This window comes from Streptomyces enissocaesilis, assembly GCF_039533765.1.
Taxonomy (GTDB): Bacteria; Actinomycetota; Actinomycetes; order Streptomycetales; family Streptomycetaceae; genus Streptomyces; species Streptomyces enissocaesilis.
Genome location: NZ_BAAAUD010000016.1, coordinates 1 through 21989, shown reverse-complemented (window position 1 = coordinate 21989; position 21989 = coordinate 1). Strand labels below are relative to the sequence as shown.

The window sequence follows — 21989 nt, the reverse complement described above, 5'->3', positions numbered from 1 at the left end:
ACCCAGAGCAATCCGGTCCGACAACCGTCCACCCGACGACTTCACCTGCCCAGGCCTTGGCACACCACATCCAACGACCAACACCACCCAAAGTCACCGGTATTGCTACTAGGAGCTGTTCTGAGTCCGGATCACGGGGGTGGTCGGCAGTCACCGGCATACCCAACCTCTTGTCAGACACCGCTGTTACGTTGACGCGAGGATCTTGCTTCGACTTCTGGAGAGGGCGTATGTACGACGAACGGCTCGCCGAGTTCTCCCGCGAGCGGCTGGACGGCCGTCCAATACCCGACGATCTGCGCGTGCTGCTGGTGGCGCAGTGGGAAGGCCGCACCGACTTCACCCGCCTTCTCGACCTCGACTTCTTCGAGGCGGGAGAGGTCCACCCGCTCCTGGACACCAGCTATCTGAGCGAAAAGGAACTCGCGGACCCGGAGATGCAGGCCGTCAACGCCGGAGCCGCGGAGATGGCCAAGTACGTCAAGCTCGTGGCGAAGGGCGGAAAGGGGTGGATCGGCTACTGGCTGCACCCCGACGAACCCACAGACCGTGCCTGGCACCTCATAGAGCTGGACACCGAGTTCACCTTTTGGGGCCTGGCCGGCCTCACCCTGACCGAGGGGGCCGCTGCTGCCGAGCAGGCAAGGTACCAGGACGAGCCCGACAAGCGAATCGCGTTCACACAAGTGGCCGCCGAACTCGCCGAGCTTGTCCTACCGCTAAGCACCCAGGACTATGACGCCCGCGATGACGCCGAGTATGCGGTGGACCCGGAGGAACTCATGGAGGAGTTGATCGAAGCTGAACGCGAGAAGCTCGGTCTTCGCTGAGCGGAAAGACTCCAGCGCCCCGGGTGTGGCAACGGGAGGTGGTTGCCATATTGGCCGCCGCCGGTCATGAGGTATCTCGTTCGTCGGTCGAGTCGGCGATGCGAAGACGTGACCTGCTACAGCCATCGACTACTGGGCCTGCTCAGAGGAGTAATCATGTGGCGGGGTGGAGGCTGCGCAACCAGATGACCGCGCCGCGCAGCTCAAGCCCCGCCATGTAGCTGTCGGGCCTCTTGTCGAAACGCGTGGCCAGCCCCCTCCAGTCCTTGATCTTGTTGATGCACCGCTCCACGGTGTTGCGCTCCTTGTACAACTCGGCGTCGTGCGAGACCGGGCGCCCGCCCCTCGCGCCCTTCTTCTGCCGGTTGGCCGCCTGGTCCGCCTTCTCTGGGATCACCGCCTTGATTTTCCGTTTCCGCAGGTGGGCGCGGTTGGCTTGGGAGGAGTACGCCTTGTCGCCGGCCACGGCGCCGGGCTGGGTGCGCGGACGTCCGACCGGCCCGCGGACCCGCACCCTGGCCAGCACGGCGGAAAACTGCGGGCTGTCGGCGGCCTGCCCAGGGGTGAGCACGAACGACAGCGGACGGCAGCGCCGGTCGGCCGACAGGTGAACCTTGTGGTGGTCAGGCCGCCGCGAGAGCGGCCCAGGGCTGCCGCCTTCAATCGCGCCCGGCGTCGGCGGCGCTCCTCGCGCTCCGGATCGGGCTCGGCCTCCTCGGCTGGGGTCACCTCCTCGGCTTCGGCTGCAGCCTGCTCCTTGCGCCGCTTTCGCGCCTTTCGCGTGCCCCTTTTTCGGCCTCGGGGGCCTTCTCCAAGGCGACAAGGACCTCCTCGTCTACGACCATTCCGGCCGCGTCATGGTGGGCGCGGGCGGTGGTGGAGTCCACGCTGACCAGGGACAAGTCCGCCTGCCCGCGGCGGGCTGCCTCGGCGATCACGGCCTCCATCACGGCGGCGAACACCCCGGCATCGCGTCACTGGGCGAACCGGTCGTAGACCGTGGACCACGAGCCGAACGCCTCCGGCACGTCCCGCCACGGGCTGCCAGTACGGAACCGCCAGATGATCCCCTCCAACTGATCGCGCAGGTGCTCCGGATAGGGGCCGTACTGCCCGATCGGCAGGTGAGGACCGATCAACTCCCAGTCGGAATCGCTCAATTCACGTCGAAGCACACGAAGGATCTACCAGTTCGAGCATGGTTGCCGGAAGCGATAACCGGGACAGAGATCGCGACTCCAAACAGGCCCTAGTTCGAGGATCGCCCGCAGCCGGGACAGTCCACCGGCACCCCGTCCTGGGTACGGACCGTGATCCTGACCAGGGCTCCGCCTGTCTCCACCGTTTCGACCAGCACCGATGACAGGCGCGCCAACAGGTCAGTCAACTCGACGTCACGCGCCACCACCCTGCCGCACTGAGCTATCCGGCCAGGCTGAAACCACGCAACCGATCAACGCCTACGAAAAACTTGGAAGACCCGCTCGTTTGGCAAAACCCTAAATCGCTTTGCTCTCTACTTGCGCAAAGCAACGCCTTGAGGGAAGAAATTTCGAGGCGAGGCAATCCTCGCCGGAAATAAAACTCATATTTGGTTTAAAGATACGCAACTTGACCTCATCATGCATCCCCTTGGCACGCCTTGCCGGTCGGGCGACCTGCTGGGGCGATCGGGGAATGATTACCCATCAGTTGCGTATGCAATTTTGCGCGAGAGTGATGTGGGTCACTCTTGACTGGTCTGTACGTGCCGTTGATATTTGGCGGAATTGTGTAAGTGGCATGTAAAGGTTGGGGCGGGTCTGTGAGTGGTGGGGTGTGGCGCCGTGCGCGTCACAGAGTGTGTGCGCTGACTGCAGCGTCAGCGGTTCTCATTGGGGTGCCTGCCTTGGGCGGGCCGGCTTTCGCGCAACCGCTCGCGCCTGCGGCGGCTTCGGCTGACAGCCAGCCGGTCTCCCCGGAATCACGGGCGGCGCTCCAGGCGGCGGAGACGGGCGAGCGGGTGGAGGTGTCGGCGCAGCGCACGGAGTCGTCCCAGGTTTTCGCCAATCCTGATGGGACGTTCACACAGGAGACGAACGCCGCTCCGGTGCGTGCGCGTCAGACGGACGGCACGTGGGCACCGATTGACACGACCTTGGAGCGGGGCGGAGACGGCCGGGTCCGGGCCAAGTCGACCACGACCGCAGTGGAGTTCTCCGCCGGCGGGAACGACAGTATGGTCAGCCTGTCCAAGGACGACAAGAAGTTGGCGCTGCACTGGCCCGCTGCCCTGCCGACTCCCCGTGTGGAGGGCAACTCCGCGACCTACGCGGACGTGCTGCCGGACGTCGACTTGAAACTGTCTGCCACAGCGACTGGCTTCACCCAGGTTCTGATCGTCAACACGGCCGAGGCTGCTGCGCATCCAGGTCTGGAGGAGCTGAGGCTGTCCGTCGAAACGGACGGTGTCGAGGCGCTGCCCGGCCACGATGGTGGTCTGCGGTTCGTGGATGAGAACGGGGCCAAGGTCTTCGAAGGGCCCGGAGCGCGCATGTGGGACTCCGCCGGCGACCAGCTGTCGGCCGCGGCGATGCGCACCGCCGCTGTGCAGACGGTGGCGGCGGACGAGCAGCGACCTGATAACGGTGGCAGCAATGACCCGGCCGTAGCACCCAGCGCAGGCGACGCGATTGCCGCGGTGGCGGTGGATGTCACCAGCAACGCCCTGCAGATCAAGCCGGATTTGGCCTTGCTGCGTGGTGAGAACACTGTCTTCCCGGTGTTCATCGACCCGCCCACCACGGGCCTGACCCGTGCGGACTGGACCGCGGTGTCCTCCAAGGGCGGCCGGTACTGGGAGTGGGACGGTGATGAGGGGGTGGGTTACTGCAAGGACTACGCTGGCTACCTGTGCTCTTACACCCCGTACACGCAGCGCATGTACTTCGAGTACCCGCTGGCCAAGCTGCACGGGAAGAAGATCCTGGACGCCACGTTCGAGGTGTACCAGGCGTGGACCTTCACCTGTGATCCGCACTGGTACAACCTGAGTCTGGTCGACCGGGGCATCTCCTCCTCCACCACCTGGTCTTCGCGCCCGGTCGCCAAGGACCTGATGGGTGACCGGTATGTTGCTTACGGGCGTGGGTCGCTGTGCAGTCCCTCCCAGCCGGCGGACTGGGTGCGGTTCAGTGACAACGTGGGCGATGAGACAAACGAGAACCTCACCCCCACCGTGCAGTCGCACGCCGACGATCAGCGGTCTCAGATCACCTTCTCGCTGACCGCCGCCGACGAATCCTCCACGGCCTCCTGGGCGCGTTTCCGTGACGACGCGAAGCTCTCGGTCACCTACGTCTCCAAGCCTTCCATGCCGACCAGTACGGGTGTGCGCGAGGGCACGACCGGGCGGGCGTGTGAGCGCTGGCAGGAGCCGTTCACGACTAGCGATACCACGCCGAGGGTCGTCGCCACCGTGCAGTCCAGTGACGGCACCAACTCTCAGCTGCGCGCCCAGTTCGAGGTGTGGAAGGAAGCCGCCACCAGCAAGGCATGGGGAGTTGTCGATCCCAGCAGCACCTGGGTGACCGACAACTCCGTACGTGACGCGGACGTGTCTACCAGCACTGGCGCTGCCATGCTTGAGAAGAATGTTCAGTACCGAGTACGGGCCCGCACTCAGGCTTACTACAGTACGGACCGCGGGGCTACCGGGACGCTGTACTCCGACTGGACTTCATGGTGTTACTTCAAGGTGGACACCGACTCCCCGCCCAAGCCGAAAATCACAAGCGCGGACGGGCTGTACAAGCCGGCGGACACCTATCCAGCTGCCGGTGAGGTGGGGCTGGCCGGTAAGTTCACCTTCACTGCCGCCGACACCAACACGGCGACACCGGCGATCGACTCTGATGTCACCTCCTTCCGATACCGCCTCAACAGCGGCGCCCTCTCCGGTGCGAAGCCGGTGTCCACGGGCAAGTCATGGACCGGCACGATCACCCCGGACCAGGCGGGCGAGAACACGCTGCGCGTCTGGGCCTACGACGCCGCCGGACACTCGTCCCTGACTGGCTACTACAGCTTCAAGGTGGCCGGAGCACAGCCCCCTTCAGGAACATGGCACCTGGACAACAGCGGAGCCGACACCACCACCGCCACCCAGCACCCGCTGACCACCGGCGGCTCCGCCGCCTACACCACCTTGGAGCGTGCCGGTTCGCATGCGCTGAAGACCAACGGCACGAGCGCCTACGCCGCCACCAGCGCCCCGCCGATCGACACATCAAAGTCCTACACAGTTGCGGCGTGGGCCCGTGTGACTCCGGGCAGCGGCGGCACCCATACGGTCCTGGGCCTCAACGGGTCCTTCTACAGCGGCTTCTACCTCTCTTATCAGGAATCGGAGAAGACCTGGACGATGCGCTCGTCGCCCAAGGATGACGAGACGGGAAACCTGTCGGACCAAGGGGTGGTGGCCAAGCAGCCGGCCACCCTGGGGGTATGGACACACCTGGCGGGCGTCTACGACGCAGCCGATCAGCAGATCCGCCTCTACGTCAATGGGCAACTTCAAGGCTCTGATGCCGCTCCCTCGGCCTGGCGGGCGACCGGAGGGCTGCAGGTTGGCCGCGTGCTGTGGCGGGACACCTACACCGACTTCTTCAACGGCTCCATCGATGAGGTCAACACCTGGTCGCGTGCTCTGGCGGACACAGAAATCATGCAGGCCGCACGTACGGAGGACGAGGACGCCAGCGACGAGACCGCAGGCGATCCGATCGTCGGCAAGGTCGGTCACTGGGACGCCACCGCCGCATCAGGCACCAACATCACCGACACCTCCGGCTACGCCCGGACCATGACGCTGACCGGCGCCTCCCTGGGGGCGGACCCAGCTGATGCGGAGAACGCCGAACTCGGCCTGCCAGTACGGCAGGTGATGGCACTCAACGGCACCAGTTCCTACGCCTCGGTCACCGGGCCCCTCGTCGATGACACCGGTTCCTTCACTGTCACAGCCTGGGCGCGGCTGGATGGCAGCAAGCTGTCCGACACGTCCAAGAGCTATGCCGTGCAGGTCTTCGGCCAGGCCGGGCAGACCCAGTCCTCATGGGGTGTCTGGTACGAGCAGCCAGCCGGCTCCACCGCCGGAAAGTGGAAGTTCGGCCGCCCCGGCAAGGACGGCACCAGCCCAACCTGGGCCTCTGCCCAGTCCGCCGTCGCCGAGAAGGACACATGGGTGCGCCTGACCGCGGTCTATGACGCCCAGCAGGAAACCGAAACTGACGGCACGACAGAGCATGGCGCGCTCTTCCTGTACGTGGACACCGCCCAGATGAGCGGGAGCACGGGTGTCGCCTTCAACACCCCCTGGCAAGGCAGTGGCAAGCTCCAGGTCGGCCGGGCACTGGTCGACGGAGCCACTTCCCGCTACTTCCCTGGCCACGTCGCCGACCTGCGGGTGTGGGCCGGCGCCATGGACGGCTCCATGATCGGCGACCTGTACGGCGCCGAACAGTAAACGATCCTTCCCGTCCGCTGGTGGCCGGATGCCCTGCGGGGTGCCCGGCCACCAGCGGACTTCCCTATCGACCGCCGCAACAGGCGGACTGGCAACCGAAACAAGGAAAGTTATGACCCCCGCATCACGCGGCGGGCGGCCTCGCGCCGACCTGCGCCGCTGGCTGGGACGCGGTGCGCTAGCAGTTTCGCTCGCACTCGTCCCCCAGCTCATCGTGCCGACCGGATACGACTTCGCCCCCACCGCTGAAGCCGCGGCCCGGGAGTTCCCCGATCCGCCCAAGCCGAAGATCGACAAGGTTCTGCCGTTCACGGCGAAAAAGCACGCCACCCCCAAGGACCAGGCCGCGCCGGCCGCCCGTAAGACCCGGGAGCGGCTGGACAAGACTCGCTGGCCCAAGGCGGGAAGCGCCTCGCTCAGCCTGGGCACCGGCAAGCAGGTGAAGCACCAGGCCGGCGGCCTGCCCATCACCCTTGTGCCCGCACCTGCATCACGCCGTGCCGCCGCGAAGGCATCCGACAGCGCCACAGCGGTCAAGGGAGCGGTGAAGGTCCGCCTGCACGACCGCAAAGCCGCGCAGAAGGCCGGTGTCAACGGTGTCCTCCTTGCCCTGTCACCCGAGAAAAAGCTGAGTACCGGTGGGAAGCTGCGCTTCTCCCTTGACTACAGCTCCTTCTCCGATGCCTATGGCGGCTCCTACGGCACCCGTCTCAAACTGATACAGCTCCCGGCCTGTGCACTGACCACACCGGACAAGCCGTCCTGCCTCACTCACAAGCCCCTGGCCTCCACCAACAACCCCGTCGAGCAGACCCTGACCGCGGACTTCCAGCCCACCGCGCTGACCTCCGCCCAGCCCATGCTGCTCGCCGCGACAGCAAGTGCTTCCGGCGGTGGTGGTGACTTCGGCGCCACACCACTGGGCCCTTCCGCGACGTGGGAGGCCGGTGGCAGCACGGGTGATTTCAACTGGAATTACCCGCTGCGGATGCCGCCCAGCACCGGCCCGGGGCCCAGCCTGTCCCTGGCCTACAACTCAGCGAGCGTTGACGGCCGCACCGCGGCAGAGAACAACCAGACCTCCGTCGTCGGTGAGGGCTTCTCCTTCACCGAGTCCTACATCGAGCGCAAATACGCCACCTGCAAGGACGACGGGCAATCCGGCAAGGGAGACCTGTGCTGGAAGTATGCCAACGCCACCCTTGTCCTCAATGGCAAGGCGACTGAGCTCGTCAACGACTGCGATACCACCACGGCCTGCACCACAGCCGCAAAGTCCGAGGCTGCCGGAGGTACCTGGCGTCTGAAGGGTGACGACGCCTCCAAGGTCGAGCACCTGGTCGGCGCGTCCAACGGTGACAACAACGGTGAGTACTGGAAGGTCACCACCCCGGACGGAACCCAGTACTACTTCGGCAAGCACAAGCTGCCCGGCTGGAGCGACAACGGCACCGCCGCCGACGACCCGGTCACCGACTCGACCTGGACGGCCCCAGTCTTCGGCAACAACACCGGTGAGCCCTGCCACGGCACCGACTTCAACGCCTCCGAGTGCACCCAGGCATGGAAGTGGAACCTCGACTACGTCGTCGACACCCACGGCAACGCCATGAGCCACTGGTACGGCAAGGAAACCAACAACTACGCCAAGTCCGGTATCGCCGACCCCGGTACTCAGTACGTGCGCGGCGGTTACCTCAAGCGTGTCGAATACGGCCAGCGCGAGGGCCACCTCTTCGACCAGAAGGCCGCTCAGCGCGTCACCTTCAACTACGCACAACGGTGCGTCGTCACCAACGGTTGCACCAGCCTCACCGAGGACACCAAGCAGAACTGGCCCGACGTCCCCTTCGACCAGATCTGCGGCGACGGCAAAGCCTGCACCGGCCTCACCGGCCCCTCCTTCTTCACGCGCTACCGCATGGCCTACATGAACACCTACGTGTGGGACACCGGAAGCGCCGCCTACCGCAACATCGACAACTGGACCTTCAACCACTCCTTCCCCGACACCGGCGACGCCTCCTCGCCCAGCCTGTGGCTCACCTCGATCACTGCCAGGGGGAAGGCCGGAGCGGACGCCGACGACCTCGCCATGCCCTCGGTCACCTTCGGCAGCGTCCAGATGCCCAACCACGTCGAGGGCGGCGGTGACACCCTGCGCTACATCAAGCACAGGATCCGCACCATCACCTCCGAGACCGGGGCGAAGATCGAGGTCAACTACTCCGACCCCCAGTGCATCCGCGGCACCAAGATGCCCGCCGCCGCCGACGACAACAACCTGCGCTGTTTCCCCGTCTACTACTCGCAGTCCGGCGCCACCCCGGAACTGGACTGGTTCCACAAGTACGTCATCACGTCGGTCACGCAGTACGACACCACGGGAGCCGGCGAACCTCAGGAGAGTTACTACACCTACGACGGCGGGGCAGGCTGGGCCTACGCCGACGATGAGGGGCTGAGCAAGGAGAAATACCGCACCTGGTCCCAGTGGCGCGGCTACCCCAAGGTCACCACCACTGCCGGCGACACCACCGGCCCCCGCGGCAAGACCGTCTCCCTCTACATGCGCGGCCTGGACGGCGACAAAAAACTGGCGGCCGGCACCGCCCGCGACGAAAAGGTCACCGACTCCACCGGCACCACCATCGAGGATTCCCGCCAGTACGCCGGGTTTGTCCGCGAAACCATCACCTACAACGGCACTGACGAGGTCGGCGGCACCATCAACGACCCCTGGTCGCACCGCACCGCCTCCCACGCCTACTCCTGGGGCACCACCGAAGCCTGGTTCGTACAGTCCGGTACCGTCCGCGCCCGGCAGGCCACTGCCAGTGGCACCCGAACGGTGAAAGCGACCACCGAATACGACACCACCTACGGCATGCCCACCCGGGTCAACGACCAAGGCGACACCGACAAGACCGGTGACGAGACCTGCACCACCACCAGTTACGCCCGCAATACCCAGGCATGGATCGTAGACACCCCCTCCCGCGTGGAGTCCTACGCGGTGGCCTGCGGTACCACGCCCAGCTTGCCCAAGGACTCTCTCACCGACACCACCGTCGCCTACGACAACCAGACCGTTGGCACCGCCCCGACCAAGGGCGACGCCACCGCTACCTACCGCGTCTCCGGCTACACCCTGGGCAAGCCCGACTACCAGAAGGCCAGAGCCACCGTCTTCGACACTCTCGGCCGGAGCACAGCCACCACTGATGCCCTCAACCGTACGACCAGAACTGACTACACCCCGGACGACACCGGGTACGGGCCGCTGACCAAAACGGTCGTCACCGACCCCAAGGGCTTCACCACCACCACCGACAGCGACCCCGCATGGGGAGCCACCACCAAGTCCACCGACACCAATGGCAAGACCACTGAGTGGACCTACGACTCTCTCGGCCGCGTCAGTGCGGTCTGGAAGCCCAACCGCTCCCGCCCTCTCGGGGACACCGCCAGCATCCGCTACGCCTACAGCATCACCAAGGACAAGGCATCCTCGGTCCGGACCGACGTCCTCAAGGCCGACGGCACCGCCTACAACAGCGCCTACCAGATCTATGACGCCATGCTGCGGCCCCGCCAGCAGCAGAGCCCCGCAGCCAACGGCGGGCGGGTGATCTCCGAAACGCTCTACGACGACCGCGGGCTCGGCTACCTCACGAACGCCGACATCCACGACACTGCTACCCCCACCGGCGCCCTGGCCAACACCCTGCCCGGCTCCACCCCGGCATCCACTGAGACCGTCTACGACGGCGCCGGACGCCCCACCACCTCCGTCTTCAAGGTCTACAACCAGGAGAAGTGGCGTACCAGCACCGCCCACCAGGGGGACAGGGTCGCGAACACCGCGGCCCCCGGCGGCATGGGCACCATGACCATCGCCAATGCTCAGGGCAAGACCATCGAGCGGCGTGAGTACGCCGGCCCTGACCCGACCGGCAGCGACTACACCACCACCAAATACACCTACACCCCGCGCGGCGAGATCGCGACCATCACCGGTCCCGACAACGCCAAGTGGACCTACACCTACGACGTGCGCGGCCGCGCCGTCGAGACCACCGACCCCGACAAAGGCAAGACCGCCTCGACCTACAACGACGCCGACCAGGTCCTCACCACCACGACCACCGTAGACGGCCAGTCCAAGACGTTGATCTACGACTATGACGACCTCGGCCGCACCATCGGCACCTGGGACGGCACCAAGGACAACGCCCACCAGCTGACGAAGTACACCTACGACACCGTAGCCAAGGGTCTGCCAAGTTCCGCGATCCGCTACGTCGGCGGCACCACCGGAAAGATTTACGCCAGCCAGATCACCGGCTACGACGCCCTCTACAAGCCGACCTCGGTCAAGACCGTGCTCGCCGCCACCGACCCCCTGGTCGAAGCCGGCGCACCGCAGACGTTCACCACCTCCACCGCCTACAACTGGGACGGCACCGTCCAGAACACGGTCCTGCCCGCCGTCGGCGGCCTACCCATCGAAACGGTTGCCTACAACTACAACCCCCTCGGCATGCCCACAGGCGTCCAGGGCTCCATGGACTACGTTCGCTCGGTCGGCTACTCCCCGCTCGGCGAAGTCGAGGAAACCCTCCTGGGCACCTCGACCACCGCCAAACAACTGCAGATCCTCAATCGCTACGAGGAAGGCACTCGCCGCCTGACCAACACCCACACTCTCGATCAGACCAACACCGGCTACACCAGCGACACCGACTACACCTACGACCCCAGCGGCAACGTCACCTCGGTCATCAACAAGGCCGGTACCGACGACGCCCAGTGCTTCGCCTACGACGGTCACCGCCGCCTCACCGAAGCCTGGACCCCCGCCTCCGGCGACTGCGCCCAGACCCGTTCCGCAACCCAGCTCGGCGGCCCCGCCCCCTACTGGAACAGCTGGACCTACAAGACCGGCGGCCTGCGCGACACCCAGACGGTCCACGCAGCCAGCGGTGACAGCACCACCAACTACACCTACCCCCCGGTCAGCACCACCGGTGCCGGACAGCCCCACACCCTCACCAGCACCACCACCGGCACCAAAAGCAACACCTACGAGTACGACGAACTCGGCCGCACCACCCAGCGCCCCGGCCCAACAGCAGTCCAAAATCTCACCTACAACGCTGAGGGCAAGCTCGCCAAGACAACCGAAGGCGCCACCACCACCGACTACCTCTACGACGCCAGCGGCAGTCTCCTCATCCGCCGCGGCACCAACAACACCGTCCTCTACCTTCCCGGAGGACAAGAACTCCACTACGACGCGGCGACCAAGAAGTTCAGCGGCCAGCGCTACTACAGCGCCGGCGACGGTACTGCCCTGCGTACCAACACCGGTCTCAACTGGATCATTGACGACCATCACGGCACCGCGTCAATGACCGTCGACGCCGCCACTCAGAAGGTCACCCACCGTTACACCAAGCCCTTCGGTGAAAACCGCGGCACCAACCCCACCAGCTGGCCCGACGACAAGGGATTCCTCGGCAAACCCGCCGACACTGCCACCGGCCTCACCCACATCGGTGCCCGCGAGTACGATTCCGCCATCGGCCGCTTCCTCAGCGTCGATCCCATCTTCGCCCCCGAAGACCACGAATCTCTCAACGGCTACGCCTACGCCAACAACACCCCCGTCACCCTCTCCGACCCCACAGGCTTGCGCCCCGAAGGTGCCTGCGGCGGATCAGGTAGCTGCGTGGTCGGAAAGACAAAGAAGGGGGAACCGAAGTACGAGACCTGGACTTATACAGGAAACGGCGGCTGGTCCTGGGGCTGGTACACCCACACACAAAGCACCTACACCTACCAGCACCACACTTACACCGTCGCCAGCACCGTCTCCTATACCAGGAATAGCGGGACTGCCAGGAATGGCGGGACAACAGTAAAATTTGAACGCCCCGTACTGAAGGTTGGCCCCAAGCGGCCAGGCGGCAGTCAGTGCCGTAGCTGCTGGGCCATGGGTACGAACCCCCACTACGACGCCAGTGCCAACGACTTGCCCGCGCGCCCACCACTGGCTACGTGGCAGAAAATCGTGCTTGGGGTCATAACTGCCGTCGCAGTTGCAGTTATTGCTGCACCCGTGATTGTGGCCGTAGGTGAATCCTGCCTCGTAGCAGCCATCGTCTGCGCCGAAGTGGCCTCAGAAGCTATAGCGGGTGGCGGAGGCACTACTGGCGCTGTTGCGGCCAGTGGGGCAACCGCTGGAGGCGTGGCGGTTTACCGTAGAGGCTGGGCATATCGCCAGGAGAATAACCTCCACATACCTAAGCTCAAAACGCCGGGGGGTCGCACGCTCAGCGACCATGCGGCCGAGCGCGTAGCAGGCAGCGGCCCGGGAAGGCCGCCGACATCGCTTGACGTAATCGACCACATTCTGGATAACGCCAATAAGGTCAAATACGATCCAGTGCGTGATACTATTCAGGTTCGCGCCACCCATCTTCCCGGGAAGCCGTTCGTCGCTGTTAGTGGAAGCGATCCAAATCATGTAGTGACAGTAATGATTCCAAAACATGTGGAGCTGCCGTGACAGCACTGCACGAATTGAAGGAAATGGCTCAACGGTTCGTGGACGGCGAGGATCGATCCATGAATCTCGTGAATCGAATGGAGGATATCCTGGTGGAGCACTTCCTGGATTCTGACCTTTTCGAGAGCCTCGGTGAGGGGTTGGCTATGTACCGCCCAGGTGCGGGCCATCCATATTGGAGTGAACCCGAGATTGTGCAACTGTTCAGCGAGAAATTGCTGGGTGACCGCTAGCCTCGGTATCGCGTTACGACCCGCCACCGGTTTGCCCTGGCGGGTCGTTTCGTATTCGCTGAGGCTCTTTCATTCTGTGTAGTCGCAGATGAGAGGGGTGTGAACGGCATGGACAATTCGGCCGTGAACCGTTCCGGGTTTGGTAGGGATCTCAGATGTTGTGCGTGACCTGGGGTTTCGTGGTGTTGAGGTAGTGGTTTGCTTCGTACTCGACGGGTGGGATGTGCCCTATCTCACCGTGGAAGCGGCTGTGGTTGTACCAGTCGACCCACTCGGCGGTGGCCAGCTCAACCTGGGGCAGTGACCGCCAGGGTCGCTGGGGCTTGATCAGCTCGGTCTTGTAGAGCCAATGCCGCGGAGTTAAGCCGTCCTGGGTGGCGTCAAGTTGATCACCTTCCGGCCACGGGCGTCCATGAGGAACGGGACCTCTGCTACAGAGATGAAGCCGACCAAAGTCTTCACCATGCTGAGCGGAGGTCCCGTTGCCAGACCAGTCTGCCACCACGACGGTGACACATAGCATCACCGTCGCCTCGGGCGTCTTCGCGCCCGGACACCTGGGGGAGCTCACCCAGGTCCTTCCCTTCGAACTGGTCGACGACGTGCTGGAACGGACCAGGGCAGTTCAGCACAGGCTGCGCCTCATCCCCTCTCGCGTGGGGGTGTACTTCGTCCTGGCGATGTGCCTCTTCCCGGAGGCTGGATATTTGCGCGTCTGGAGCAACCTGATTGCCGGAGTGTGGGCCCTGGTCTCGAAAGTCCCTTCGGAGAAGGCGCTGCGCGAGGTGCGGCGCCGCTTGGGTACGGCTCCGTTCCAGAAGCTGTTCGAGACTGTCGCCGGCCCGCTCGCCCGTCCTTCGACACCCGGAGTAAGTTACCGGCGATGGCGCACGGTCGCCTTCGACGGCTGCAGCTCGCTGCAGGCTCCCGACACCCTCCGGATCCGCAAAATTTTGGGGAAGACCCGCCGCCACCGAGGCGTGGAGGGATACCCGCACGTCCGACTTATGGCTCTGTGCGAGACCGGCACCCGCGGTCTGCTCGGGGCCGTATTCGGGCCAACGAGCACAGGTGAGCCCGGATATGCCAGGAAGCTGCTGCCGCTGCTGGATGGAAGCATGCTGTTGCTCACCGACCGGAACTTCTCCGGCGACGAGTTCTTGAACGACGTTGCTGACACCGGCGCCCAGCTCCTGGCACGGCTCACCTACCGCCGTCGCCCGGCTGTGATCTCCGTACTGCCGGATGGTTCCTACCTGACCCGGCTGCGTGGCCGCACCTTCCGGATCATCGAGGCCGACGTGACAGCGAACTGCGCCGACGGGAGCCGCGCCGCCGACCGTTACCGGCTGGCGACGACGCTGCTTGACCACCAGACCGATCCGGCCGACCGGTTGGTTGCGCTCTACCACGAGCGATGGGAGATCGAACTGACCTTCCTCGCGCTCAAGGACACGCTCTTTGCCGGTCGGGTTCTGCGCTCCGGTGACCCTGCGGGCCTTGAGCAGGAACTATGGGCGCTACTGATCGTCTACCAGAGTCTTCGCCGCGCCATGGTGGACGCGGTCGAGTCCCGGCCGGGGACAGACCCGGACCGCGCCAGCTTCACCATCGCCCTCCGCGCGGCGGCAGAACAGGTGATCTCCGCGCGCGCGGTACTCGAACCCGGCGATGGCCAAGGCGGCATCACGCAGGCCGTACTCGGCGCGCTGCTGCCACCGCGTCGGGCACGCATCAGCACCCGGCTCGTGAAGTGCCCAATCTCGCAGTACACCGTGGCCTCCCAGAAACGCCCCAGAAAGAGCCAGCGGATCACCTCCGTGCACGTAGCCGTCTGCCGGCGTGACAAGACCGAGCCCGATGACCTGGGCTTCAGAGAACGCACCCTTCGTCTCCTACGCGCCGAACCAGGACGAGCCTGGCGAACCGTTGAGATCAGCAAGGCCCTCGGCATCACGGTGAGGGCGAAGTACCGCAGCCTGTGCACACAGATCAACCAGTGGGCCGAGCAGACCATGCTGATCCGGGAAGGGCGAGGGAGATATCGGATCGCCCCCGAATGGCTGGCCCCCACCAAGTGAAGGTGATCAACTTGACGTCACTCAGGACGGCTTAACTCCGCGGCATTGTTTGTAGAGACCGATCGTCGATTCCATCAGGGCGTTGTCCAGGGCGTCCCCGACCGAGCCGATGCTCGCCGCGATGTTGGCGACGTCAAGATGTTCGGCCAGTTTGAACGAGGTGTACTGCGACCCGGCATCCGAATAATGTATCAACTCGCCTCGCACATGGGCGTGTTGATGTTGATTGCGATCGCGTTGCCAAGGGGCCATCTCCAGCGCGTCCAGGACGAGCCGGGTCTCCTTCGTGGTGGCCGCCGACGATGCGGCGGGAGGAGGTGTCCACGACGAAGGCGACGTAGACGACGCCGGTCCAAGTCGCCACGTGGGTGAAGTCCGCGACCCAGCAGCGGTTCGGTGCGTCGGCGACGAAGTTGCGGTCGAACAGGTCCGGAGCCCTGGGCGCGGCCGGATCCGGGATCGTGGTGATCACCCTTTTGCCGCGGACGGCTCCGGCGATACCGAGTTCACGCATGAGGCGTTCGACGGTGCAGCGGGCCACGGGATGGCCTTGGCGGTTCAGGTGCCGCCAGATCTTTCTGGCGCCGTAGACGCGGTAGTTCGTGTCGTAAGCCTCCTGGACCAGGGGCTTCAGCACGGCGTCGCGGACGGTGCGGGCCGCAGGTGCGGCCTGGCGTTTGTGGTGGGCGTAGTAGGTGGAGGGGGCGATCTTGCAGGAGTGCTCGGTGAGGACCCGGCAGATCGGCTCGACGCCGCCGAAGCGGCCCTTGTGCTCGTCGATGAACGCTACGAGCGTGTGTGTGGCCGGTCGAGCTCGGCCGCGAAGAAAGACGCCGCGGCTTTGAGAATCTCGTTGGCCCGCTTCAGCTCGGCGTTCTCCTTCTTCAGCCGCTTCAGCTCGGCCGACTCCTCCGTCGTAGTCCCCGGCCGGGCACCGGCGTCGACCTGGTCCTGCCGGAGGCACTGTCACGTTGGCTGACCGGGTGGGATGATTTTCTGGTTGGTCACGTTGGGAGGGGTCGTCCGTGGACAGTGCACCGCCGTCGTGCAAGGGGCACCGGTACCCGGCTGGGATCATCTCCCACTGTGTGTGGCTGTACTGCCGCTTCCCACTCAGCTTCCGCGAGGTCGAGGAGCTGATGCCCGGGCGCGGTGTGCTCGTCTCCCGCGAGACCGTCCGTCGCTGGTGTGCGAAGTTCGGGCAGGTCTATGCCGACGGCCTGCGCCGGAGGCGGCCCCGGGCCGGGGACAAGTGGCACCTGGACGAGGTCTTCGTGAAGGTCAACGGGGAGCAGAAGTACCTGTGGCGGGCCGTCGACCAGGACAGCACCGTGCTCGACATCCTGGTCCAGAGCCGGCGGGACACCGCTGCGGCCGGACGGTTCTTCCGCAAACTGCTGAAGAAGACGTGTTCGGTGCCGCGGGTGATCATTACCGACAAGCTCCGTTCCTACGGCGCGGTCCACCGCGAGGTCATGCCCTCCGTCGGGCACCGCTCGCACAAGGGCCTGAACAACCGGGCCGAGAACAGCCACCAGCCGACAAGACAACGCGAACGCGCCATGAAGGGCTTCCGCTCCGTCGGCGCAGCCCAGCGGTTCCTGTCCGCGTTCAGCAGCATCTCACCCCACTTCCGTCCCCGCCGCCACCTGATGACCGCCTCCGATCACCGAGCCGAGATGACCGTCCGCTTCGCCGTCTGGGACCAGATCACCGGCGCCACTACCCTGCCTACCGCGGCCTGAGCACGAAAGCCGGAACCCGGCCCCACCACGCCCCGACGCGCCGTCAGGCACGCACACACCCAACAACGTGACAGCGCCCGGCCGATGCCGACGAGCGTGTGGCACGCCTCAACGGGGTACGGCACGCCGGTGTCTACTGGACGGTGCGGTTGGGTGAGAACACCTCGGTACGGTCCACGCCCGTTGGAAACGCGACCAACGGAACAGCACTCCAGGTCGTCGCCGCTTCCTCCGGAGTCCTTGAAGCCGCCGATCCCCCGCTGTCGCAGGGCCGGCTCTACGACCGCTGGCACGACGCCAGCAAGCAGCGCGTAACCGTGATCGGCAGTGGCATGGCCTCCCGCCTGGGCATCACGACCCTGGATACTCAGCCGGCCGTCTTCATCGGCGACCGGGGGTTCACCGTCATTGGAATCGTCGAGGATGTCGAGCGCAAGGCCGATCTACTCATGTCGGTGGTGATCCCGCGTTCTACGGCCCAGGAGCTGTGGGGCAGCCCGAAGAACGATGCCAAGATGTTTATCTCCACCCGCCTGGGAGCGGCACCACAGGTCGCTGCCGAAGTGGCATTGGCCCTCTCGCGCTCTCATCCCGAATACTTCAAAGCCATACCACCACCCGACCCCAAAACGCTACGCGGGAACGTCACCGCAGATCTCGACCAACTGTTCCTGCTCCTCGCAGCCATATGCCTGTTCATTGGCACAATCGGCATCGCCAACACCACTCTCGTCGCCGTTCTGGAGCGCACCGGCGAGATCGGGCTGCGCCGCGCGCTGGGGGCCCGCACCCGGCACGTCACCTTCCAGTTCCTCGCCGAATCCGCGACCTTGGGCTGCCTCGGAGGCCTGATCGGCGCCTCCCTCGGCACGATCACCGTCGTCGCGGTTGCCGTTGCCAGTGATTGGACGCCAGTGCTGCACCCGGGCATCGTCGCGACCGACGTCGCCTTCGACGGCTCCTTCCTCAACGCGCTGCACGACGACCTCAGCCGCTACATGCGCAGCATCGGCTTCGAGGACGACGGCGGCACCGGCACCGACGCCCGCCTCTTCACTCACACCCAGTGCTTCGAGACGATCATGTCGTACGACGCACAGACCACCCAGCTGTCCCGTACGTATAGCATGCGCAAGGCGCTGATCCAGACCTCCACGTACTGGGAGATGCGGCACTACGACCTGATCGACCAGGGCGTGGACCACCAGGTCGCTTCGTACCACCTCAACGGCATCGGCATCGTCAAGGACTCCTCGACCGGCATCGGACAGATCAGCGGCGAGGTCGGCATCCGCGCCTGGAACCACTGCATCGACAAGGGCTTCGTCACCGGCACCCGCACCGATCCGGCCAAGGACGCCGATATTTGGGCGATGTGGCAGAAGGTCAATAAGGACAACGCCTTCACTATGCGGACCGTGCCGCTGATCCACCTGTGGGGCGTCGCGGGCAAGCCCGGCGGCAAGAACCCGCCGGCCGGTGAGACCACCCTGCGCGCCATGAGCCTGAACTACACCGAGGGTGAGATCTTCGAGATCATCCGCCGCTACCAGGGTTGGGGCGACCAGGCCGAGACCGACGCCGCCAAGCGGATGGGGCTCTACCACATCTTCGAGAAGTACAACAACCTTGTCCGGCAGCTCGCCGGCGGGTGAGATGGCCACCATGACCTCCTCGTATCCCGCCGCCCTGCCCCTGCTGCTCGGCATCGTCATCGCCGCCGTGACCGCCTTCGGTCTCGTCGGATACGGCTTCTCGGCGATCGGCAGGGGCGGCCTGGGGGCCGTGGCACGCGGCGGTGCCGCGCTCGCCGGAGCCCTCGCCGCAGTCGCCTACGCCTGGGGCCTGGTGTCGCTCTTCCTCGACGAGAGCGGCACCACCCAGGCCTGCCAGGACGCGAACCTCGCGCTGTACGGACAGGTGAGCAGCTACAGCGTGTCCTACCTGCCACCCGCCCTCGACTGCCGCCTGACGTCAGGTGGTTCGTACACGGCGGCCGTCCCTGACTTTCTTACGCCCGTGATGACGGGCTGTGCAGTGATCGCGGTGACGCTCGCTCTGCTTGGCGTTGCCGAACACCGCCGCCCCACCCCACCCGAGCATCCCGAGAAGAGGAACACGTGAGCGCCACCTCTGCTTCCCCGTTGTCCCGCAGAGGCTTCCTGCTGCGTGCCGTCGCCGCCGCCGCAGCGGCACTCTCCCGCACTCGCAGGCACTGGCCTCCCCGGCCTACGCCGCCGGGCCGCGGGACTACACCTTCCCCAAGGCCGTCCGCGAGGGCGTCACGCGGGCCGAGGCCCGTAACGAGCGACTCCTCACCGGGGCCCGCTCGGCCAACGGTTGGAACATGGAGACCGCCGCCGACCAGGGCGGATCTATCGCCACCCGGCCCGTGCCGGGCACCCCGGTGACGGATTTCCAGGTCCGGCTCGGCGCACCCGAGACCGTCCTAGGCCGTGTTTTAGGTCGGGGTTCCGGTCCGCGCCTCATGCCGTGATGATCATGGTGTGGGGCGTGGGGATCTTTCTGATGAGCAGTGGTCGGTGCTGGAGTCGTTGCTGCCTGCGGCGGGTGTGGGCCGCAGGTCGCCGGGTCGGCGGCGGTTGGTGGACGGCGTGCGGTGGCGGGTGCGTACCGGTGTCCCGTGGCGGGATCTGCCGTGTGAGTACGGGCCCTGGCAGACCGTTTACGGACTGTTCCGCAGGTGGCAGCGGCAGGGGGTGTGGGCCCGGCTGCTGACGTTGTTGCAGGCGAGGGCGGATGCGGCCGGGCTGATCGCCTGGGAGGTCAACGTCGATTCCACGGTCTGCCGTGCGCACCAGCACGCGGCCGGCGCCCGCCGCAACGGGGCCGGGCAGAAGGAACCGCCCGGCGGGATCACCACCGAGCCGGACGATCACGGGCTGGGCAGATCGAGGGGAGGGTTCACCACGAAGATCCATCTGGCGTGCGAGCAGGGTCAGAAGCCGCTGGCGCTGCTGGTCACGGCAGGTCAGCGGGGCGACAGCCCGCAGGTCGAGCCGGTCCTGGAAGCCATCCGGGTGCCCAAGCCCGGCGGTGGGCGCCCCAGACGCAGACCGCTGCGGGTGCGGGGAGACAAGGCGTACTCCTCCCGCGCCAACCGGGCCTACCTGCGCAGACGCGGGATCCGGTGCACGATCCCGGAGCCGGCCGACCAGATACGCAATCGCAAGCGCCGCGGGCGCGATGGTGGCCGCCCGCCGGCTTTCGACCGGGACGATTACAAGGCACGTCACGCGGTGGAGTGCGGGATCAGTCGGCTCAAGCAGCACCGGGCCGTTGCGACCAGATACGACAAGCTCGCCGTGCGGTTCGAAGCGGCCGTTCACGTCGCGGCGATCGGCCAGTGGCTGTGAACCACGGCCGCCGGGGCGTGCCATCCTGACCACCGGAAACGAGCAGCACACGCAAAGGGGAGGACCCGTGGCCGCCGACTACTACTGCGCGGACAGCGAGAACGGCGACCACGTCGACGCCCCGTCCGAGAACGTCTTGTTCATGCTCATCAGCGATCTGAACGGCAAGGACAACACCTTCGTTGTCATCCAGCCCGAGGAGAACGACCCCGCCTGGTTCGCCTCCGTCGCCGTACTGGATGAAGGCGGCTACGAGATCGTCCGCCGCGACACCACCCGGCGCGAGCACGAAGTCGCCACCGAGACCAGCATCGATCGGGTCACGGGCGACCTCACCACATGGCTGGCCGCCCGCGCTTCCTAAAACACGGCCTACTGATCTTTTCGTAGGTTCAGTGGGTGTGGTGGGCTTGTGGGTGGGAGGCTGTGGGGATGGCTTACCGACCTTCCTCCTCTGCGGCTGGCTCTTCTGTTCCTCCGTTGTCTCGGCCGCAGTTGGCGGAGGCTCGTCGTGTTCGGGCGGTCGAGTTGTTCGTGGAGGGGCGGGGGACGACAGAGATCGCGCGGATGGTGGGGGTGCATGCGGAGAGCGTCCGCAGATGGAGGCGGGTGTGGGAGAGAGACGGGGCCGAAGGGTTGCGGCGGCGGCCGGCTCCCGGTCGCCGGCCCAAGTTGGACGACCTCCAGGTCGAGGTGGTCCGGGCCGCGCTGGAACAAGGCGCCCAGGCCCATGGCTTCGAGGCCGATCTGTGGACCCTGGAACGAGTCGGTGCGGTCGTCAGCCGGGTGACAGGGGTGACGCTGTCGAAGGCCTCGGTGTGGCGGCTGCTGACCAGCCGACTCGGATGGAGTCTGCAGCGGCCTGAGCGGCGGGCAGTCGAAAGAGACGAGTCCGAGATCGCTCGCTGGATCACCCACGAGTGGCCGCGCATCAAAAAAGGGCCGTGAACACACGTGCCTGGATCGTGTTCCTCGACGAATCAGGAGTGTCGCTGCTGCCGCAGGTCCGCCGCACCTACGCGCCCCGCGGCCGTACACCTCTCCTGCGGCACCGGCTGAACTGGAAGCGCGCGTCGATGGCCGGGGCCCTGGGATTCCACTCCACCGACCCCGATCGAGGTCCTCGCCTGTGCTTCCACCTCAAACCCGGTAGCTACGACACCGCCGGACTCATCGAGGTCCTGGAGCAGATGAAGGTGTTCTACCGCGGCGAGCGGGTGGTCCTGGTCTGGGACGGACTGTCCGCTCATTGGAGCCGGGCGATGCGGGCCTGGGTCGCCGAGCAGGACTGGCTGACCCTGGAGCGATTACCCGCCTACGCGCCCGAGCTCAACCCGGTGGAGCTGCTGTGGTCCTCGCTCAAGAAGCGTGAACTTGCCAACCTCGCCGGCGACCATCTCGCCGATGTCGCCGACGCCACCGAACAGGGCATCCACCGGATCAACCACAACCCGCAACTGCCCTGGTCCTTCCTCGCCCACACCGGCCTAACCATCCACCCACCAACTCCACAGAACTAACGAAAAGATCAGTAGTCCCAATACCGGTGACTTTGGGTGGTGTTGGTCGTTGGATGTGGTGTGCCAAGGCCTGGGCAGGTGAAGTCGTCGGGTGGACGGTTGTCGGACCGGATTGCTCTGGGT

At 65.7% G+C, this 21989-nt stretch carries 12 protein-coding genes and 4 pseudogenes; 12 read left to right on the top strand and 4 right to left on the bottom strand.

From position 1 onward, the window contains the following. Positions 1 to 230 precede the first annotated feature (230 nt). Positions 231 to 830, top strand: a complete 600-nt coding sequence (locus ABD374_RS08285) for a hypothetical protein (protein WP_344493005.1) — start codon at positions 231 to 233, stop codon at positions 828 to 830. Positions 831 to 984: 154 nt separating this feature from the next. Here ABD374_RS08285 and ABD374_RS08280 read toward each other — a convergent pair. Further along, positions 985 to 2005 (bottom strand): annotated as a pseudogene (locus ABD374_RS08280) (IS5 family transposase). Between the two features lie 704 nt (positions 2006 to 2709). Between ABD374_RS08280 and ABD374_RS08275 the strand changes: the two are divergent. From ABD374_RS08275 to ABD374_RS08265, 3 genes are all read left to right on the top strand, one after another. Further along, on the top strand, positions 2710 to 6336 hold the full coding sequence (locus ABD374_RS08275; RefSeq protein WP_344493007.1) for a LamG-like jellyroll fold domain-containing protein: 3627 nt from the start codon (positions 2710 to 2712) through the stop codon (positions 6334 to 6336). Between the two features lie 112 nt (positions 6337 to 6448). Then, positions 6449 to 12910, top strand: a complete 6462-nt coding sequence (locus ABD374_RS08270) for an RHS repeat domain-containing protein (protein WP_344493003.1) — start codon at positions 6449 to 6451, stop codon at positions 12908 to 12910. Continuing rightward, positions 12907 to 13143, top strand: a complete 237-nt coding sequence (locus ABD374_RS08265) for a hypothetical protein (RefSeq protein ID WP_344493001.1) — start codon at positions 12907 to 12909, stop codon at positions 13141 to 13143. Before ABD374_RS08270 ends, ABD374_RS08265 begins: the two co-directional genes overlap by 4 nt. 151 nt (positions 13144 to 13294) lie before the next feature. Here the strand turns inward: ABD374_RS08265 and ABD374_RS08260 are convergent. Further along, positions 13295 to 13489, bottom strand: a pseudogene (locus ABD374_RS08260) (integrase core domain-containing protein); the annotation flags it as partial. A gap of 136 nt (positions 13490 to 13625) precedes the next feature. On the opposite strand from ABD374_RS08260, the gene ABD374_RS08255 reads away from it, so the two are divergent. Beyond that, positions 13626 to 15224, top strand: coding sequence for an IS4 family transposase (locus ABD374_RS08255; RefSeq protein WP_344492999.1), 1599 nt, complete (start codon positions 13626 to 13628; stop codon positions 15222 to 15224). 21 nt (positions 15225 to 15245) lie between these two features. Here ABD374_RS08255 and ABD374_RS08250 read toward each other — a convergent pair whose 3' ends face one another. Both ABD374_RS08250 and ABD374_RS34545 read right to left on the bottom strand, forming a co-directional pair. Further along, positions 15246 to 15476: a hypothetical protein gene (locus ABD374_RS08250; RefSeq protein WP_344492997.1), complete on the bottom strand. Its 231-nt coding sequence runs from the start codon at positions 15474 to 15476 to the stop codon at positions 15246 to 15248. A gap of 232 nt (positions 15477 to 15708) precedes the next feature. After that, positions 15709 to 16302 (bottom strand): annotated as a pseudogene (locus ABD374_RS34545) (IS3 family transposase); the annotation flags it as partial. Here ABD374_RS34545 and ABD374_RS08245 point away from each other — a divergent pair. From ABD374_RS08245 to ABD374_RS08215, 7 genes and pseudogenes are all read left to right on the top strand, one after another. After that, positions 16250 to 16969, top strand: a complete 720-nt coding sequence (locus ABD374_RS08245) for an IS6 family transposase (RefSeq protein WP_344492995.1) — start codon at positions 16250 to 16252, stop codon at positions 16967 to 16969. The pseudogene ABD374_RS34545 and the gene ABD374_RS08245 overlap by 53 nt on opposite strands. Before the next feature lie 77 nt (positions 16970 to 17046). Next, positions 17047 to 17907 (top strand): annotated as a pseudogene (locus ABD374_RS08240) (ABC transporter permease); the annotation flags it as partial. Between the two features lie 727 nt (positions 17908 to 18634). Continuing rightward, a complete protein-coding gene (locus ABD374_RS08235; protein ID WP_344492993.1) occupies positions 18635 to 19093 on the top strand; it encodes a hypothetical protein in 459 nt (152 codons plus the stop codon). 383 nt (positions 19094 to 19476) lie between these two features. Further along, entirely contained in the window at positions 19477 to 20346 is an 870-nt protein-coding gene (locus ABD374_RS08230) for an IS5 family transposase (RefSeq protein ID WP_344492991.1), read from the top strand. A 67-nt stretch (positions 20347 to 20413) separates the two neighbouring features. Beyond that, complete coding sequence (locus ABD374_RS08225; protein ID WP_344492989.1) at positions 20414 to 20710, top strand: hypothetical protein; 297 nt, start codon at positions 20414 to 20416, stop codon at positions 20708 to 20710. A 68-nt stretch (positions 20711 to 20778) separates the two neighbouring features. Then, on the top strand, positions 20779 to 21294 hold the full coding sequence (locus tag ABD374_RS08220) for a winged helix-turn-helix domain-containing protein (RefSeq protein WP_344492987.1): 516 nt from the start codon (positions 20779 to 20781) through the stop codon (positions 21292 to 21294). Continuing rightward, positions 21291 to 21866, top strand: a complete 576-nt coding sequence (locus ABD374_RS08215; RefSeq protein WP_344492985.1) for a transposase — start codon at positions 21291 to 21293, stop codon at positions 21864 to 21866. The genes ABD374_RS08220 and ABD374_RS08215 overlap by 4 nt, the downstream gene beginning before the upstream one ends. Positions 21867 to 21989: the final 123 nt, after the last annotated feature.